At 64.9% G+C, this 18,319-nt stretch carries 14 protein-coding genes; 4 read left to right on the top strand and 10 right to left on the bottom strand.

The features are described 5' to 3' along the window. Positions 1-18 precede the first annotated feature (18 nt). The 3 genes from zwf to ACW9UR_RS18320 form a co-directional block, all read right to left on the bottom strand. On the bottom strand, positions 19-1,467 hold the full coding sequence (gene zwf, locus ACW9UR_RS18330) for a glucose-6-phosphate dehydrogenase (RefSeq protein WP_458918497.1): 1,449 nt from the start codon (positions 1,465-1,467) through the stop codon (positions 19-21). A 198-nt stretch (positions 1,468-1,665) separates the two neighbouring features. After that, positions 1,666-2,850, bottom strand: a complete 1,185-nt coding sequence (gene metK / locus ACW9UR_RS18325; RefSeq protein WP_458918496.1) for a methionine adenosyltransferase — start codon at positions 2,848-2,850, stop codon at positions 1,666-1,668. A 74-nt stretch (positions 2,851-2,924) separates the two neighbouring features. Next, complete coding sequence (locus ACW9UR_RS18320; protein WP_458918495.1) at positions 2,925-4,253, bottom strand: mechanosensitive ion channel family protein; 1,329 nt, start codon at positions 4,251-4,253, stop codon at positions 2,925-2,927. A gap of 173 nt (positions 4,254-4,426) precedes the next feature. Here ACW9UR_RS18320 and ACW9UR_RS18315 point away from each other — a divergent pair, with 173 nt between their 5' ends. Continuing rightward, entirely contained in the window at positions 4,427-5,968 is a 1,542-nt protein-coding gene (locus tag ACW9UR_RS18315; RefSeq protein ID WP_458918494.1) for an arylsulfatase, read from the top strand. An 86-nt stretch (positions 5,969-6,054) separates the two neighbouring features. Here the strand turns inward: ACW9UR_RS18315 and ACW9UR_RS18310 are convergent, their stop codons facing one another. Next, positions 6,055-7,488 (bottom strand): NAD(P)(+) transhydrogenase (Re/Si-specific) subunit beta, encoded by a 1,434-nt coding sequence (locus tag ACW9UR_RS18310; protein ID WP_458918493.1) that lies wholly within the window; start codon positions 7,486-7,488, stop codon positions 6,055-6,057. 15 nt (positions 7,489-7,503) lie between these two features. Beyond that, on the bottom strand, positions 7,504-9,072 hold the full coding sequence (locus ACW9UR_RS18305; protein ID WP_458918492.1) for a Re/Si-specific NAD(P)(+) transhydrogenase subunit alpha: 1,569 nt from the start codon (positions 9,070-9,072) through the stop codon (positions 7,504-7,506). Positions 9,073-9,201: 129 nt separating this feature from the next. Between ACW9UR_RS18305 and ACW9UR_RS18300 the strand changes: the two genes are divergently transcribed. Further along, entirely contained in the window at positions 9,202-9,405 is a 204-nt protein-coding gene (locus ACW9UR_RS18300) for a hypothetical protein (RefSeq protein WP_458918491.1), read from the top strand. A gap of 556 nt (positions 9,406-9,961) precedes the next feature. Here ACW9UR_RS18300 and fdhF read toward each other — a convergent pair. The 5 genes from fdhF to ACW9UR_RS18275 all read right to left on the bottom strand — a co-directional run bounded on the left by fdhF (position 9,962) and on the right by ACW9UR_RS18275 (position 15,700). Next, complete coding sequence (fdhF, locus tag ACW9UR_RS18295; RefSeq protein ID WP_458918490.1) at positions 9,962-12,739, bottom strand: formate dehydrogenase subunit alpha; 2,778 nt, start codon at positions 12,737-12,739, stop codon at positions 9,962-9,964. Between the two features lie 130 nt (positions 12,740-12,869). Beyond that, on the bottom strand, positions 12,870-13,979 hold the full coding sequence (locus ACW9UR_RS18290) for an endonuclease/exonuclease/phosphatase family protein (RefSeq protein ID WP_458918489.1): 1,110 nt from the start codon (positions 13,977-13,979) through the stop codon (positions 12,870-12,872). 111 nt (positions 13,980-14,090) lie between these two features. Next, complete coding sequence (locus tag ACW9UR_RS18285) at positions 14,091-14,708, bottom strand: glutathione S-transferase (RefSeq protein WP_458918656.1); 618 nt, start codon at positions 14,706-14,708, stop codon at positions 14,091-14,093. Between the two features lie 28 nt (positions 14,709-14,736). Next, on the bottom strand, positions 14,737-15,021 hold the full coding sequence (locus ACW9UR_RS18280) for a hypothetical protein (protein ID WP_458918488.1): 285 nt from the start codon (positions 15,019-15,021) through the stop codon (positions 14,737-14,739). A 58-nt stretch (positions 15,022-15,079) separates the two neighbouring features. Then, positions 15,080-15,700 (bottom strand): FMN-binding negative transcriptional regulator, encoded by a 621-nt coding sequence (locus ACW9UR_RS18275; RefSeq protein ID WP_458918487.1) that lies wholly within the window; start codon positions 15,698-15,700, stop codon positions 15,080-15,082. Between the two features lie 240 nt (positions 15,701-15,940). Between ACW9UR_RS18275 and ACW9UR_RS18270 the strand changes: the two genes are divergently transcribed. Next, a complete protein-coding gene (locus tag ACW9UR_RS18270; RefSeq protein WP_458918486.1) occupies positions 15,941-17,593 on the top strand; it encodes an alpha-glucosidase in 1,653 nt (550 codons plus the stop codon). Beyond that, entirely contained in the window at positions 17,590-18,291 is a 702-nt protein-coding gene (locus ACW9UR_RS18265; protein ID WP_458918485.1) for a pseudouridine synthase, read from the top strand. Before ACW9UR_RS18270 ends, ACW9UR_RS18265 begins: the two co-directional genes overlap by 4 nt. The last annotated feature ends 28 nt before the right edge of the window (positions 18,292-18,319 follow it).

Here is an 18,319-nt window from a genome sequence, read left to right as displayed (position 1 = left end):
GTCGTATTGGTCGTCGCGTCAGCCGGCGATATCTCTCCATCGCCGCCCGTCGCGGTGCAGCAGCGCCAGCGCATCGTCGGGTCCCGAGCCGCCGGCGTCATAGGGTTCCGGCCGGTCCGAAGACTCCTGCCATTCGGCCAGCAGGGCGTCCGTCCAGGCCCACGCGGCCTCGACCTCGTCGCCGCGCATGAACAGCGTCTGGTTGCCCCGGATCACGTCCATCACCAGCCGCTCATAGGCGTCGGGGATATCGAGTTCATCCCCCAGCGCATCGGCAAAGGTCATGTCCAGCGGGACCTCGCGCAGGCGCATTCCGCCCGGGCCGGGGTCCTTGATGGTCATCCGCAGGGTGATGCCCTCATCCGGCTGCAAGCGTATGATAAGCGCATTGCCCTTGCGGTTCGAGACCTCGGGGAAGATCGAATGCGGCACTTCCTTGAAGATCACAGCGATTTCCGAAAGCCGCGCGCGCAGCTTCTTTCCGGTGCGCAGGTAGAAGGGCGTGCCTGCCCAGCGCCAGTTCGAGATCTGCACCTTCAGCGCGACGAAGCTTTCGGTCTTGCTGTCGGGATTCTCGACATGCTCGAGGTAGCCCGGTCCGCCGTTGGCGCGGTACTGGCCGCGTACGGTGTCGTCGATGTGGATCGGGTCGAGCGCGCGGATCACCTTCAGCTTTTCGTCGCGCACAGCGTCCGGCTCGAACCTTGCGGGCGGCTCCATTGCGGTCAGGCACAGCAGCTGCATGATGTGGTTCTGCACCATATCCCGCATCGCGCCGGACTTGTCGTAATAACCGCCGCGTCCCTCGACGCCGATGGATTCGGATACGGTGATCTGTACGTGGTCGACGTGCTGGGCGTTCCACAGCGGCTCGAACAGGGCGTTGGCGAAGCGCAACGCCATCAGGTTCTGCACCGTCTCTTTGCCTAGATAGTGGTCGATCCGGTAGATCTGGTGTTCGTCGAAGTGCCGGTTCAGCTTGGCGTTCAGCTCCTGCGCCGAGGCGAGGTCATGGCCGAGCGGTTTCTCGACGACAATCCGGCTGTCGGGGGTCGCGAGACCGCTTTCCGACAGTTTCTCGGCGATGGTGCTGAAAAGCGAAGGACCGACCGACAAGTAGAAGGCGCGCACGACGTCGGGGCGCAGCTTGTCGCAGAGCTCCTGCCATCCGGCCTCTCCGGTGACGTCCACGGGAATATAGTCGACGCAATCAATGAAAGACTTCACCGCCGCGGCGCTGCGTTCGGATTCCGGAACGAACTCTTCAAGCGCCTCGCGGATCGTCTTCTGATAGGCGCTGCGCGACATCTTCGAGCGCGCGGCACCGATGACGCGCGCATCCTCGGGCATCTGCCCGGCCTGGCGGCGGCGATAGAGGCTGGGCAGGATCTTGCGACGTGCAAGATCCCCGGTGGCGCCGAAGATGACGAGGTCGAACGGATCGACCGGAATTGTGCGGGCTACCATGACAGAAGGCCCCTTTGTGCAGTTGGCCGCGGCATCCGCGGCACCGTTGTCCGAACCGGCATGGCCGGCGAGTGGCTCGGTCAGGGCCATGCCCGAGCCTGCGAGACGGAACCTACGCCGAAGGGGCTGTCTGTCAACATGAGTTTCAGCGAAATGCGGCAATCGGCGCCCGCGCGGGGCGCGATTGCCGCATTGGGGTCAGCCCCCGACCGCAGCCTTCAGATCGGCGACCAGGTCGGTGCGCTCCCAGCTGAAACCGCCGTCGGCGTCCGGTTCGCGGCCGAAGTGACCGTAGGCGGCGGTGCGCTCGTAGATCGGTCGGTTCAGGCCCAGCTTGGTCCGGATGCCGCGCGGGGTCAGGGACATGGAGTCGCGAATCGCGGCCTCGATCCTGGCAGGATCAACCTGCTCGGTGCCGTGGCCGTCGACATAGATCGACAGCGGCTCGGGTACGCCGATGGCATAGCTCAGCTGGATCGTGCACTTGCTGGCCAGACCCGCCGCGACGACGTTCTTCGCGAGATACCGTGCGGCATAGGCGGCCGACCGGTCCACCTTGGTCGGATCCTTGCCCGAGAACGCGCCGCCGCCGTGCGGGGCCGCGCCGCCGTAGGTGTCGACGATGATCTTGCGCCCGGTCAGCCCGGCGTCACCGTCGGGGCCGCCGATCACGAAGCGTCCGGTCGGGTTGATGTGCCAGATCGTGTCCTTGTCCAGCCAAGCCTCGGGCAGCACCTCGCGGATATAGGGCTCAGTCATCTCGCGTACGTCGTCCGAAGTCATGTTCGGGTCGAGGTGCTGGGTCGACAGGACCAGCGTGTGCACACGGGCGGGCTTGCCGTCTCGGTACTCGAGGGTCAGCTGCGACTTGGCATCGGGCCCAAGCCGCTGTTCCTCGCCCGAGTGCCGAACCTCGGCCAGCCGCTTGAGGATCTTGTGCGAGTAGAGGATCGGCGCCGGCATCAGCTCGGGCGTCTCGTCGGTGGCGAAGCCGAACATGATGCCCTGATCGCCCGCGCCCTCGTCCTTGTTGTCCGAGGCATCGACGCCCATGGCGATATCCTGGCTCTGCTCGTGCACGTAGCAATCGATCGAGCAGGTGCGGAAGTGGAAGCCCTTCTGCCGGTAGCCGATACGCTGGATCACTTCGCGCGCCTTGGCGCTGATCTCTTCGGGGGTGACGGCGTTGTCCTCCGAGATCTTCACCTCGCCCAGCAGCACGACCTTGTTCGTCGTTGCGGCGGTCTCGACCGCGACGCGGGCCTCGGGCTCGCGGGCCAGGATCATGTCGATCACGGCATCCGAGATCTGGTCGCAGACCTTGTCCGGATGGCCTTCGGAAACGGATTCGGAGGTGAAGAGATAGTTGGCGCGTGCGGTCATGGTGTCGGTGGTCCCGGCAATGATGAATCTCCGTGGCTAGGTAGCGGCGGCGTGCCTTTCGCGCAAGGAAACTGTCACGGGTTTGGGGGCGATTCCGGTGCAGGCGTGACCGGAGTCGCACCCGAATTGCGGATCTCGATATCGCGGCGCGGAAACGGTATCTCGACCCCCTCGCGTTTCAGCGCGTCCCATAAGGCCAGGAACACGTTGCCTCGCACATTGGTCAGCCCGGCCGCGGGGTCTTCGATCCAGAACCGGAGGATGAAATCGACCGAACTGTCGCCGAACCCGACGATGTGACAGACCGGCGCCGGGTTCCCGACCACCCGGTCCACCGTCGCCGCCGCCTCGCGCGCCAGCTTGCGCACGAAATGCGGATCGCTGTCGTAGGACACGCCGAAATGGATATCCAGCCGTACAAGGTTGCTGGAGTGGGTCCAATTCACCACCTGCGTTGTGATGAGGTCTTCGTTGGGGATCAGGTATTCACGGCCGTCCCGCGTGATGACGGCGACGAAGCGGGCATTGAGTTCGGTAACCCAGCCGAAGGTGTTCCCGAGGCTAATCACGTCGCCCGGCTTGATGGAACGGTCGAGCAGGACGATCACCCCCGACACGAGGTTCGACACCACTTTCTGCAGACCGAAGCCGAGACCCAGGCCGATAGCGCCCGAAAGCACGGTCAGCGAGGTCAGATCGAACCCGATCACCTGCAGAGCCATGATGACAGCGATGGCGAATAGCGCGATCGTCAGCAGCTTGCCCGCAAGCACCCTCAGCGACGGCGACAGGTCATCGTTCCGCGCCATGCGCCGCTCGGCCAGGCGGCTGAGCATGCTGGCGCCGCCGACCAGGATGCCAAGGGTGACCGCCGCCTTCAGCAGCAGGAACAGCGAGATCCGCGTTTCGCCCAGTGTGATCGCGATGCTGTCAAGCGCCGCCTCGGCATCTGCGCGCAGACCCAGAACCTCTAGCGTCACCCAGGCCCAAGCACCCCAACGCACCAGACCGCGGATTGCCGGATTGCGGATCATCCGGGTTGCGATGCCGATCAGCAGCCATGCCAGTGCCAGCGTCGCGACGATGCCGATCAGGTAGGAGCGGCTGGGCCACGTCAACTCGCGCATGATCCAGTAGGTGATCCACAGCAGCGCCGTCAGCACGATCAGCCGGGTCCGCTGGAGGAGCACCACGGAAAGGCGCAGCTGCCAGGTCCGCCAGCCTTCGCGTGCGCGGATCCATGCCTCGGCCCGGGGGTGGACCACGAGCGACAGAAGCTGCGCGCCGGCGATCAGCGCGAGCAGGATGAGACCCTGGTACAGCCGCCACGGGTTCTGGAAGGACTCGACGAAGGCCATGGCTTCCGTGATCCACGGGCCCAGCCGGTCCATCACATCCTGCATTGGCGCAACCTCCTGCCGCACCAGTGTTCAGGTAGTCCGGCAGCATGTCCAGCACAGGGCAAGGAAAAGAATCGGCCGCCAGCGGGGGTTTCGTTGACCTCGGTCAAGGAAATGGCATCGGAGTCGCCCGCCCAATGGCGGAACAACGACATCGAAAACACAGGGGGGCTTCAATGCTGACCAGAGGCGCTGCACTCGCGGCGGCACTCGCAATATCAACGGGCGTATCCTTCGCCCAGGAAAGCGATCAGCCGCTAAACTTCGTCATGATCTGGGGTGACGACGTCGGGTACTGGAACATATCGGCCTATAACCAGGGCATGATGGGCTACGAGACGCCCAACATCGACCGGATCGCCGCCGACGGGATGCTGTTCACCCATGCTTACGGCGAACAGTCCTGCACCGCCGGACGGGCGTCTTTCATCACCGGCCAGTCCGGGTTTCGAACAGGGTTGCTGAAGGTGGGGCTGCCCGGTGCGCCCGAGGGCATGGATCCCCGTGATCCCACGATAGCCGAGTATCTCAAGTCCAAGGGCTACAAGACCGGCCAGTTCGGCAAGAACCATCTGGGCGACCGCGACGAGCATCTGCCGACAAACCACGGTTTCGACGAGTTCTTCGGAAACCTTTACCACCTGAACGCCGAGGAAGAGCCGGAGCATGTCGACTATCCGCAATCGACCGAGTTCCGCGAGCGCTTCGGACCGCGCGGTGTGATCCGATCCTCGGCGGATGGCGAGGTCGAGGATACAGGGCCGCTGACCCGCAAGCGCATGGAAACCATCGACGAGGAAGTGACCGCAGGCGCAATCGACTTCATGGAGCGCGCTGTGGAGCAGGAGCAGCCGTTTTTCCTATGGTACAACACCACGCGGATGCACATCTTCACCCGCCTCAAGACGGAAAGCCAAGGTGTCACCAGATTGGGAATCTACCCTGACGGCATGGTCGAGCACGACAGCATGGTGGGTCAGGTGCTCGACAAGATCGACGAGCTCGGGATCGCCGACAACACGGTGGTGATGTACTCCACCGACAATGGCGCCGAGGTATTCTCGTGGCCGGATGGCGGCACCACGCCTTTCAAGGGCGAGAAGAACGACAACTGGGAAGGTGGCTTCCGTGTGCCGCTCATCGTCAAGTGGCCAGGTGTCATCGATCCCGGAAGCCGGTCGAACCAGATCATCAGCCATCTTGACTGGTTCCCGACGATCATGGCGTCCCTGGGTGACGCCGATATGAAGGAGCGGATGCTCACCGAGGCGCCTTTCGGCGAAGAGAACGAGCCTGTGCACCTCGACGGCTATAACTTCCTTCCGTACTTTTCGGGCGAAAGCGAAGTGGGGCCGCGGCGAGAGTTCTTCTACTTCTCGGACACAGGCGATCTGTTGAACCTGCGCTACGATCAGTGGAAGGTCGTCTTTGCCGAACAGCGTGCAGAGGGCTTCGAGGTCTGGGAGGAACCGTTCGTGTTCCTGCGCCTGCCCAAGTTGCTGAACCTGTACTCGGACCCATTCGAACGCGCCATCGAAGAGAGCATCAATTACGCGCAATGGCGTCTGGAACGGGCCTACGCCATGGCGCCGGCCCAGGCTTTCGTGGGCGCGTTCCTGTCGACTTTCCAGGACTATCCGCCGCGGCAGGAGCCCGGCAGCTTCACGATCGACGCGGTTCTGGAGAAATTGCAGACCGGCGGGACGTCGAGCAACTAGCTCGCCTGCGGACGGCTACCAAGCAATCAAAAACCAGAAGGGGCGCCAGCGATGGCGCCCCTTCTCTAGCTCTGCGGGCCGGGATCTCAGCCCAGCTTTTGCAACAGCGTGTCCACACTGGCCTTGGCGTCACCGTAGAACATCCGCGTGTTCTCCTTGAAGAACAGCGGGTTCTCGATGCCGGAATAACCGGTGCCTTGGCCGCGCTTGGACACGAACACCTTCTTGGCCTTCCAGACCTCGAGCACCGGCATCCCGGCGATGGGCGAGTTCGGGTCGTCCTGCGCCGCCGGGTTCACGATGTCGTTCGAGCCGATGACGATGGCGACGTCGGTCGAGGGGAAGTCCTCGTTGATCTCGTCCATCTCCAGCACGATGTCGTAGGGCACCTTGGCCTCGGCCAGCAGCACGTTCATGTGGCCCGGCAGACGCCCGGCGACCGGGTGGATGGCGAAGCGGACCTCCTTGCCCTTGGCGCGCAGCTTCTTGGTCAGTTCGCTGACGCCGTGCTGGGCCTGCGCCACCGCCATGCCGTAGCCCGGCACGATGATTACGCTGTCGGCGTCTTCCAGCGCCTCGGCCACGCCGTCGGCGTCGATGGCGATCTGCTCGCCCTCGATCTCGGCAGCGGGGCCGCCGGTGTTGCCGAAGCCGCCCAGGATCACGCTGACGAAGTGCCGGTTCATGGCCTTGCACATGATGTACGACAGGATTGCACCGGACGAGCCGACCAGCGCGCCGACCACGATCAGCAGATCGTTGCCGAGCGAGAAGCCGATCGCCGCCGCGGCCCAGCCCGAATAGCTGTTCAGCATCGACACCACGACCGGCATGTCGGCGCCGCCGATGCCCATGATCAGGTGATAGCCGATGAACAGCGCCGCCAGCGTCATCAGGAACAGCGGGAAGAAGCCGCCGGTGTTGAAGTACCAGAACAGGCACAGCAGGGACACGATGGCCGCGCCCAGGTTCAGCATGTGCCCGCCCGGCAGCTTGGTCGCCGCGCTGGAGACTTTGCCCGCCAGCTTGCCATAGGCGATCACCGAGCCGGTGAAGGTCACCGCGCCGATGAACACGCCCAGGAACAGCTCGACCCGCAGGATGTTGACCTCGACCGCCGTCTTGTGGGCCAGGATCTCAGCGAAGCCGTGCAGCCCCTCACGCGCGGCGGGGTCCATGGCCAGCACGCGGCCCAGCTCGAAATGGGCATTGAAGCCGACGAAAACTGCCGCAAGACCGACCAGCGAGTGCATCGCGGCGACCAGCTGCGGCATGCCGGTCATCTCGACCTTTTGCGCGACATAGGTACCGATGGCGCCGCCCGCGACCAGCAGGACCAGCGACAGCAGCCACAGGCCCGCGCCTGGCCCGATCAGCGTGGCGAAGATCGCCAGCGCCATGCCGACGATGCCGTACCAGACCGCGCGCTTTGCGCTTTCCTGGCCCGACAGCCCGCCAAGCGACAGGATGAAGAGGACCGCTGCGACGACGTAGGCCGCCGTGGTGAATCCGAATTCCATGAGTGCAGTCCCCCCTTACGACTTCTGGAACATGGCGAGCATGCGCCGCGTCACCAGGAAGCCGCCGAAGATGTTGATCCCGGTCATGAAGACCGACAGCGCCGCCAGCAGGATCACCAGGAACGAGCCCGATCCGATCTGCATCAGCGCGCCGAGGATGATGATCGATGAAATCGCGTTGGTCACAGCCATCAGCGGCGTGTGCAGCGAGTGGCTGACGTTCCAGATCACCTGGAAGCCGACGAAGACCGCCAGCACGAAGACGATGAAGTGCTGCATGAAGCTGGCCGGGGCCACCAGGCCCACGCCCAGCAGCAGCGCCGCGCCCACGGCGATCAGCGTGACCTGGTTCCGGGTCTGTTGCTTGAAGGCGGCGACTTCTGCGGCGGCCTTCTCCTCAGCCGTCGGCTCTTTCTTCTTGGGCGGAGCCTTGGCGATCGCCTGCGTCTTGGGCGGCGGCGGCGGGAAGGTGATCTCGCCCGCGTTCACGACCGTCGCGCCGCGGATCACGTCGTCTTCCATGTTCATGACCGGGGTGCCGTCTTTTTCCGGCGTCAGGTCATCCATCATGTGCCGCAGGTTGGTCGAGTACAGGGTCGAGCTCTGCGTCGCCATGCGGCTGGGGAAGTCGGTGTAACCGATGATCGTCACGTCATTTTCGGTGACGATCTTCTCGTCCGGAACGGTCAGGTCGCAGTTGCCGCCCCTCTCGGCGGCAAGGTCGACCACGACCGAACCCGGCTTCATCATCTTGACCATGTCCTCGGTCCACAGCTTCGGCGCGGGCCGGCCGGGGATCAGGGCGGTGGTGATGACGATGTCGATCTCGGGGGCCAGCTCGCGAAACTTCTCGAGCTGCTTCTCGCGGAACTCGGGGGAGGACGGCGCGGCATAGCCACCCGTCGCGGCGCTGTCCTGGCTGCTTTCCTCGAAGTCGAGGAACACGAACTCGGCGCCCATGGATTCGATCTGCTCGGCCACTTCGGGGCGCACGTCGAACGCGTAGGTGATCGCACCCAGCGAGACCGAGGTGCCGGTGGCAGCAAGGCCCGCGACGCCCGCGCCGACGACAAGCACCTTGGCCGGGGGCACCTTGCCCGCGGCGGTGATCTGGCCGGTGAAGAACCGCCCGAAGTTGTTGCCCGCCTCGATCACCGCGCGATAGCCGGCGATGTTGGCCATCGAGGACAGCGCGTCCATCTTCTGGGCACGAGAGATACGGGGCATCATGTCCATGGCGATGGCGTTGACGCCCTTGCCCTTAAGGGTTTCCAGCAGCGCCTCGTTCTGCGCCGGCCAGATGAAGCTGATCAGGGTCTGCCCTTCGCGCAGAAGGTCCATCTCGTCGCCTTCGGGGGCGCGGACCTTCAGGACGATGTCGGCGGCGGCGTAGAACGCCTCGGCGCTGTCCAGCACCTCGACGCCCGCTTCGCGATAGGCGTCGTCGCCGAAGCGCGCCTTCTCGCCGGCGCCGGCCTCCATGACGACGTCATAGCCCAGCTTCTTCAGCTGCGTTGCGCTTTGCGGTGTCAGCGCAACGCGGGCCTCTCCCTCCAAGCGTTCTCTCGGGGCTCCGATCTTCATGCGGCGCGCGCTCCTTTCGGTGTGATGCCAGGACTGATCCGCCAGGGTCTGGACGGGGCTTCGGCGCGGAATATCACGGTTGCGCGGCGGAAAGTCCATGCAACGTTGTTACCTACCAGTAGGTAAGTTGTGCCATTTTTCCTCAGCATGGGCAAGAGCCTGTGCTATGTTTGCGAGATGGACCTGATTGCACTCATCTACTACGCCATCGTTTGCGGAGCGCTGGGCTGCTACGCGCCTCAGATCGGAGGATTCTTCACCCGCCTGGCGGTCGGCGCCGCCGTCGGTGTTATCGCGGCCCTTGTGCTGCCGTTGCTGCGGGCTTTGTTTTGACGCATATGGCAATGTGCGCAGGTTAGTTACTCCGTATAAGGTCGCCCCGATCTAGCATGCGCTGCAGTTCCTCGGAAAACTCAAGTTTCCGCGGATACCATTTACTTTCTGACATAAGTGAATCTACGGCGTCTCTGAGAATATCTATGACATTCTCCTGCCCTTCGCGGTCATGAAATTTGGTCGCCTCGGCCCTGACTGAATCGTGCAGAACTCCCCGACCCATAAAAACATTCACGCACGACTTTGTAATTAAAGTGGATACTATACGTCGCTGAGCGTCAGATTCATCTCGTTTCACTGTGCAGTGGAACCCAAAACGTCGGTCACCAATGGTCAGTATTAGAATGCCCTGGAATCGTCCATCCATATAATTGATAAAGCCGATACGAAGCCATATGTTCGGATCTTTTGACGCCGTCACTCGGCTACTATCAGGGATGCCGTTTTACAGATATGAGTACTTAAATTCGTATGGTTGCGGCATTACGTCTTCCAGACGATATTGTTTACCACAGCTACAGTAATACCGCGCGCGAGAACTGCGAAGAAGCACTCACTCCGCCGCCACACTTCCCGCCACTGGCTCCACCCGGACCGCCGAGAACTTGAACTCTGGGATCTTGCCGTAGGGGTCCAGCTTCGGGTTGGTCAGGACATTCGCGGCGCTTTCGACGAAGGCGAAGGGCAGGAACACCGTGTCCTCGCTCACTGCCCGGTCAGCGCGGACGGCCACGTCCACGCTGCCCCGGCGGGTGGTCAGGCGCACCAGATCCCCCGGCTGCAATCCCTTGGCGCGCAGCGTGCGGGGGTGCAGCGTGCAGAACGCCTGCGGCTCAACCGCGTCCAGCACGCCCGAGCGGCGGGTCATCGAGCCGGTGTGCCAGTGTTCCAGCACGCGGCCGGTGATCAGGATCATCGGGTAGTCGGGGTCGGGCACCTCGGCGGGGGCTGTCACCTGCGCGGGCGTCAACTTGGCCCGGCCGCCCTCGCGCGGGAAGCCGTCGCCAAAGACCACCGCATGTCCCGGCTGGTCGGAGGCGGGGCAGGGATAGGTCACCGCGTCCTCGGCCTCGAGCCGATCCCAGGTGATGTTGTCGAGCGACTTCATCGACCGTTTCATCTCGGCGAAGACCTCGCGCGGGTGCGCGTAAGCCCAGTCCAGCCCCAGCCGCTGCGCCAGCGACACGGTGATCGCCCAATCCTCGCGCGCCTGCCCCGGAGCTTTCAGCGCCGGGCGGCCCATCTGCACCTGCCGGTTGGTGTTGGTGACGGTGCCGGTCTTCTCGGGCCAGGCCGAGGCGGGCAGGATCACGTCGGCGAAATTGGCGGTCTCGGTCAGGAAGATGTCCTGCACCACCATGTGATCCAGCTTGGCCAGCGCGGCGCGGGCGTGCTCAACGTCCGGGTCGGACATGGCCGGGTTCTCGCCGAGGATGTACATGCCGCGAATGTCGCGCCGGTCGATGGCGTCGATGATCTCGACCACCGTCAGGCCGGGCATGGGATCGACTGCAGGGCTGCCCCAGATTTCCGAGAACATGTCGCGCACCTGCACGTTCGAGACGGACTGGTAGTCCGGCAGGAACATCGGGATCAACCCGGCGTCCGAAGCCCCCTGCACGTTGTTCTGCCCGCGCAGCGGATGCAGACCAGTGCCCGGCCGCCCGACATGCCCGCAGAGCAGCGCGAGCGAGATCAGGCAGCGCGAATTGTCGGTGCCGTGGATGTGCTGGCTGACGCCCATGCCCCAGAAGATCATCCCCGCCCGCGCGCCCGCGAACTTGCGGGCGACGGTGCGGATCGTCTGGGCGTCGATGCCGCACAGCTCGGCCATTTTCTCGGGCGCGAAGTCGCGGATGTGGGCTGCGAACTTATCGAAGCCCTCGGTGAACCCGTCCAGGTACTGCCGGTCGTATAGCCTTTCCTCGACGATCACGTGCATGATCGCGTTCAGCAGCGCCACGTCGGTGCCGGGGCGGAACTGCAGCATATGCGTCGCGTGCCGCTTCAGCCCCTGACCGCGCGGGTCCATGACGACCAGTTCCCCGCCGCGCTTGGCGAACTGCTTGAAATAGGTCGCGGCGACCGGGTGGTTCTCGGTCGGGTTGGCGCCGATGACGATCGCGATGTCGGCGTTCTCGATCTCGTTGAAGGTCGCGGTGACGGCGCCTGAGCCGACGTTCTCCATCAGCGCGGCGACCGAGGACGCATGGCACAGCCGCGTGCAGTGGTCGACGTTGTTGTGCCCAAAGCCTTGCCGGATCAACTTCTGGAAGAGGTAGGCTTCCTCGTTCGAGCATTTCGCGCTGCCGAACCCCGCGACCGAGGCGCCGCCATGCGCCTCGCGTAGGCTTTTCAGCCCGTTGGCGGCGGCGTCCAGCGCCTCGTCCCAGGTCGCCTCGCGGAAATGGGTCCACGGGTTCGCGGGATCGACATTGAGTCCCTTGGCGGGCGCATCCTCGCGCCGGATCAGCGGCACGGTCAGGCGGTGCTTGTGCTGGATGTAGTCGAAGCCGAAGCGACCCTTCACACACAGCCGGTTCTCGTTCGCGGGGCCGTTCGCGCCATCGACGCGCACGATCCGGTCGTCCTTGATCTTGAACGAGATCTGGCAGCCGACGCCGCAATAGGGGCAGACAGATTGCACCTCGCGGTCGAAATCGTCCTTGTCGCCATGCTGTTTCGCGTCGATCTGCGTTGCGGGCATCAGTGCACCGGTGGGGCAGGCCTGCACGCACTCGCCACAGGCCACGCAGGAACTGTTGCCCATCGGATCGGCCATGTCGAAGACGATCTGCGCATCGTGCCCGCGCCCCGCCATGCCGATCACGTCGTTGACCTGCACCTCGCGGCAGGCGCGGACGCACAGATTGCAATGTATGCAGGCATCAAGGTTCACCCGCATCGCGACATGGCTGTCGTCCAGCAGCGGCACCCGGTCCGGCTCGACCGCCGGGAAGCGGCTGGCCGAGACCTGCGTCGCATCGGCCATGTCCCAGAAATGCGAGCTGGCGTCGCGCGCCTCCTCCCGCGCGGGCTGATCCGCCATCAGCATCTCGATGACCATGCGCCGGGCCTTTTCGGCACGCGTGCTTTCGCTGCGCACCTCCATCCCTTCGGTCGGCTGGCGGATGCACGACGCGGCCAGCGTCCGCTCGCCGTCGATCTCGACCATGCAGGCGCGGCAGTTGCCGTCGGGGCGATAGCCGGGCGCATCCTTGTGGCACAGGTGCGGGATCGTCGTCCCCTCGCGCTTGGCGACCTGCCAGATCGTCTCGCCCGGCGCGGCGGTGACCTCGTGTCCGTCCAGGGTGAAGGTGATCTTGGTCATGGGTCTTCTCCGCGCTCTCGTCGCGCAGAATACACCATGCCGGGGGCCGGAGTTAAATGCGGGAACCGACCGACGCGGGCAGGTTTGCGTCGCGCATCGGAAACGCGTGTTCCTCTCAGACCCCCGTTGTTTATGCGACGTCGATTTCCGCTGGCATCGGGTTCCAGTCGAAATAGGCCCGCACGATACCGTGGTCCGAGGCGCCCTCGTCCTCGAAGGCCTCGCGGTTGAGGTGGTCGTTCACCACCTCCATCTCGCGGAAGGACCAGTGCCGCTTGCGCGAGTGGTCATAGAACTCCTCTGACACAAGGATATGGTCCAGGCTCTCGCGCTTATGCTTGTAGATATGCGTGTAGTAGACGTGCCGCATCGAGCGGTACTGCTGCAGCCGCTCGACCGAGAACAGCCCCTTGTCCGAGGTCCGCCCGGCAGTGCTTTTCTCGATTACGCGATAGGTCGGCTGGTCCGAGATCAGCTCGTTCGTCACCGACAGCGTGTCATCGTTCAGATCGCCCAGGATCACGGTTGGTGACAGCGCGTCCTCGTCCTCGGATTTCATTACCCCGTCGAGCAGCGCGCGCAGCGCCCCCGCCTCCATCACCCGCCGGATATGGGCGACGGCGGACTTGGTGATCTCGGCATAGGTTTGAAGCGTGACGGGCCGGGGATGCGCGAAGCTCAACCGCGCCGGACCCTTGGATTTCAGGTGCGCGACATAGACCGAGACCTGGGGCGGTTTGGGAGACGTGCCTTCGGACTGGATCCGCGCATGCAGGATCGGGCGCGAGAACTCGTTGATCGTGACTGTGATCTCTTCCTCGGCACCGTCGGTTTCGCGCAGTTGGTCAAAGCGGAAATCCTGCGGGAAACCGGCGATCCAGTCGGCTCCCGGCAGAAGCTGCGAGTTCCCGTGCCGGTCCTTGCGCACTGCCAGCGCCACCTGCGGGCGGCCCATGCCGGGCGCATCGCGAGCCACGAGGTCGTAGTCCTGGTCCAGCCCCGCCGCCTGGAACACATCAGTTAGCGCCTGCGCCGACCACAGTTCCTGAAAGCCGATCACCTCGGCGTCCAGCCGCCGCACCTGCTCGGCGGTCCACGAGACCTTGCGCTGATAGGCGGCCCGGCCTTCGACGTCGTCCGCGAAGGGCGGCGTGGTCGAATAGGTCAGCCCGCCGGGCACCTGCAGGTTCAGAAGGTTGAAGGTCGCGAAGCTCAGGTCGCGCATGTTGCTGCGTGGCATGGCCGATCCCCCGTTTGTCGTCCGGTCCGGGCGAAAGGATAGGCGAAGAACATGACATTTCGCAGCGGGGGCGGGGCCGGACTGTGGTCTATGTCAGACCCCGCGCTGCTTTCACCCCGGATAGGCGATGGGCTCGGTTGAGACCATGCTCTCGCGCCGGGCGAACTCCGCGTACCACTCGGCCAGCGAGGGATGCCCGTCGCGCCAGGCCCGCCCCTCGTGCCGGAAGTCGAGGTATCCCAGTGCGCAACCTAGCGCGATCGCGCCGGCATCCATCGGGCCGCGCAAACGGGGGATCCAAAGCGTCTCAAGCGAATCGAGTGCGCGTGCGATCTTGGCCCACTGCGCCTCGACCCAGTCGGCGTACTGGAGGCCTTCAGGGCGCGAGCGGGTTTCGTAGACCATCAGCACGGCGGCATCGCAGATCCCGTCGGCCATCGCCTCCAGAGTCAGCGTCTCCCAAAGGCGCGGCGGTTCCGGGTAAAGCCGGCCGCCCCCCAGATGGTCGAGATAGCGGCAAATCACCCGGCTGTCGTAAAGCGCGGGACCGTCGGGCCGCTCCAGCACAGGGACCTTGCCCAGCGGATTGCGCTGCACTGGTAGGGTGCCCGTTTCGGTTGGATGGCCCGCGGCCTGTTCAAGCGCCAGATCGTCGTGCAACCCGCATTCCATCGCCACCACCCGCGTCTTGCGCACGAAAGGGGACGCGGTGTTGTAATAAAGCGTCAGCATGAATGTCCTGTTGTTTTTGGTGAAGTCAGTGCCGGCGCAGGCGGACGCGCCCCATGCCGGAGATATCCAGCTCGAATCCGCCGGTGCCCAGACGGATCACCCGCCGAAACCGCGCCGATGCATGGGCATTGTGCTCCGCCTCGCCGCGATCCGAGGTCACGTCCAGTCCCTCGGGCAGATCGTCTAGCGCCCGCTCGCGCCAGGCGTGCTTGGGTTCGGGGCGGGATTGCCTGCGGACATACCAGGCCACGGCGGCGACGGTGCCGACGCGCAGCGCGGTCCAGGCGATTGGGGCAATCGGTGCAGGCATGCTCGTTCCCTCCCAAGGGTTTTGCATAAGGATAGTGCGCCGAGGCCGCACGAGCAAATCACGTGCGTCCCGACCCCGGCGGCTCGCGCATCAGTGCCGCCAGCGCGTCAAGTTCGGCGCCGATTCCACCCGGCATCGCCTTGGCTGCGGCCAGCCGCACGGCGTCGGGCTTGTTCTGGTTCAGCTTCCAGGTCCCCTCGACCGTCTCGACCTGCATCGCCACCGGCACGATCATCCGCCGCATCCGCGCCAACGCCTCCGGGTCCATCTTGGCCTCGGTCCAGGGAGGTTTCGGCGCCAGCCGTTCCTCGAAAGCGGCGGCCAGCCGGGCGGCATGGGGCGGCAGATCCTCGGGGGGCAATGCTTCCAGCCGGCCGCGGAGGTGCACGGCGACGTAGTTCCAGGTCGGCACTTGGTCCGCGACCCCGTACCAGTCCGGCGAGACATAGCCATCCGGCCCCGAGACCACGACCAGAGCGGGCGCGGGCAACGCCTTCAGCACCGGGTTCGAGCGGACGAGATGCGCCTCCCATCGTCCGGAGTCGCTCAGCACGAAGGGCACATGCGCCGCCAGCGGGCCGTCCGGCCCCGCTGCGGTCAGCACGCCGAATCCCCGCATCCGCGCGAAGGCAAGGTTGCGGGCGTCGTCGTCGGGGCGGAAAGCGGGGTTCGGGTGCACGGGCAGGCCTCTGCTGAATTCCTTGGCAGAATGCCGTCCTTGTCGGCATCGGTCGACCGGATCCGCGCGAAAGTGACGCAAATCGCGCACAACCGTGTCAACTTTCCCTGCCAAAGGTCGCCCGAGGCGCCCATTGGCCTTAGATTGCCCGGTCAAGCAATCCGCCTTGACCCGCGCCGCGCATGGCGTAGAGAGGCGCCGCGCGGTGGCAGGCCGAACAAACGCACAGGGACGTAACCGATGAACATCTCGATGCCCGTGGAACAGCACGCCAAGCTGAAGTCCGACCCCGACTGGTGGCGCGGAGCGGTGATCTACCAGATCTACCCGCGCTCATTCCAGGATTCGAACGGCGACGGGATCGGCGACCTGTCGGGCATCATCCACCGGCTGCCCTACGTGGCGAGCCTCGGCGTCGATGCGATCTGGATCTCGCCCTTCTTCACCTCGCCGATGCTGGACTTCGGCTATGACGTCTCGGACTACCGCAACGTCGATCCGATGTTCGGCACGCTGGGCGATTTCGACGCTCTGGTGGACCGCGCGCATGACCTCGGGTTGCGGGTGATGATCGACCTGGTGCTCAGCCACACCTCGTCCGAGCATGTCTGGTTTCAGGAAAGCCGCTCTTCGCACGACAACCCGAAGTCCAACTGGTACGTCTGGGCCGACGCCAAGCCGGACGGGACGCCGCCGAACAACTGGCTGTCGATCTTCGGCGGCTCGGCCTGGCAGTGGGATGGCGAGCGTCGCCAGTATTACCTGCATAACTTCCTCGTCCAGCAGCCCGATCTGAACTTCCACGAGCCCGAGGTGCAGGAGCAGGTGCTCGACGTCGCCCGCTTCTGGCTGGACCGCGGGGTGGACGGGTTCCGGCTGGATACGATCAACTTCTATGTCCACGACAAGGAGTTGCGCGATAACCCGGCGCTGGACATCAACAGCCGCAACGCTTCGATCGCGCCGGATGTGAACCCTTACAACTACCAGAACCACCTGTTCGACAAGAACCAGCCCGAGAACCTGGCCTTCCTCGAACGGTTCCGCGCGCTGATGGATGACTACACCGACATCGCCGTGGTCGGAGAGGTGGGCGAAGCTCAGATCGGCCTTCAGATCGTCGCCGACTACACGCGCGGCGACGACCGGGTGCACATGTGCTACGCCTTCGATTTCCTGGGCCCCGAGAAGGTTACAGGAACCCGCGCCGCCAAGGTGCTGCGCGACTTCGACCGTGTCGCACCGGACGGCTGGCAGTGCTATGCGCTGTCGAATCACGACACCATGCGCATGCCCAGCCGCTGGAACCTGGAGGACAAGGGCATTCGCTCCCATGTCGCGTTCCTCATGTGCCTGCGCGGCTCGATCTGCCTCTACCAGGGCGAGGAACTTGGCCTGACCGAAGCCTACGTGCCCTACGAAGAGCTTCAGGATCCCTACGGCAAGGCGTTCTGGCCGAAGTTCAAGGGCCGCGACGGCTGCCGCACCCCGATGCCCTGGGCCGCCGACGGCCCGCAGGGCGGTTTCTCGGACCACAAGCCGTGGCTGCCGATGGCGATGGAGCATTTGCCCAAGTCCGTCGCCCGCCAGGACGATGATACCGAGAGCCTGCTGAACTGGTACCGAGACGTTATCGCTCTGCGCCGCATGCGTCCGGTGCTGATGAAGGGCGATCTCGAGGTGATCGAGGCGACCGACTCCGTCATCACCTTCACCCGGCGCCTCGACGGGCACGCCCCGATGTTCTGCGCCTTCAACTTCACCGGCGGCAGCCACCAGGTGACGCTGCCCGAGGGCGAGTGGGCCTGGATCGAGGGCCTTGGCTTCACCCCTCAGCGCCAGGGCCGCGTGGTGACGTTGCCGCCCTACCAGGTGTTCCTGGCCGAGGGATGAACGCGGTCACGGGCTTCCTGCCCTCGGGGCTTGCCTACGACCCGCCGCGCGCGCCGCTGCGGGTGGTGTTCGCGGACTCGCATCTCGTTGTGGTCGACAAGCCCTCGGGCCTTTTGTCGGTGCCGGGCAAGGACCCGGGGCTGGCAGATTGCCTCGAGGCGCGCGTTCGCGCCCGGTTCCGCGATGCGCTGCTGCTGCACCGGCTGGACATGGACACCTCGGGGCTGATGATCTTCGCCCGCAACCGTCCGGCGCAGCGCCTGATCGCCCGCCAATTCGAGCAGCGCCGCGTCTCCAAGACCTATATCGCGCGGGTCTGGGGCGCGCCCGAGGCTGACAGCGGCACCGTGGACCTGCCGCTGATCTGCGACTGGCCGCGCCGCCCGCTGCAGAAGGTCTGCCACGAGACCGGCAAGCCCTCGGTCACCGACTGGCAGGTGATCGCCCGCGAGGGCCCGCTGACCCGGCTTCGCGTCAGCCCGCTCACCGGCCGCTCGCACCAGATCCGCGTCCACCTTCTCAGCCTCGGCCTGCCCATCGCCGGCGACCGGTTCTACGCCACCGGCCCGGCGCTCGCCGCCGCCGACCGGCTGCAACTGCACGCCGAATCTCTGACCCTGCGCCACCCCGAAACGAACCGCCCGGTCACCTACACCGCGCCGGACCCGTTCCCGGTCTCGCCTTCCACCTTCCGATAAATATCCCCGCCGGAGGCCCCCGCCAGCA

The sequence above is a fragment of the Halovulum sp. GXIMD14794 genome, from assembly GCF_054457455.1.
Note: the sequence above shows the minus strand (reverse complement) of the source record. Positions and strands in the feature narration are given on the sequence as shown.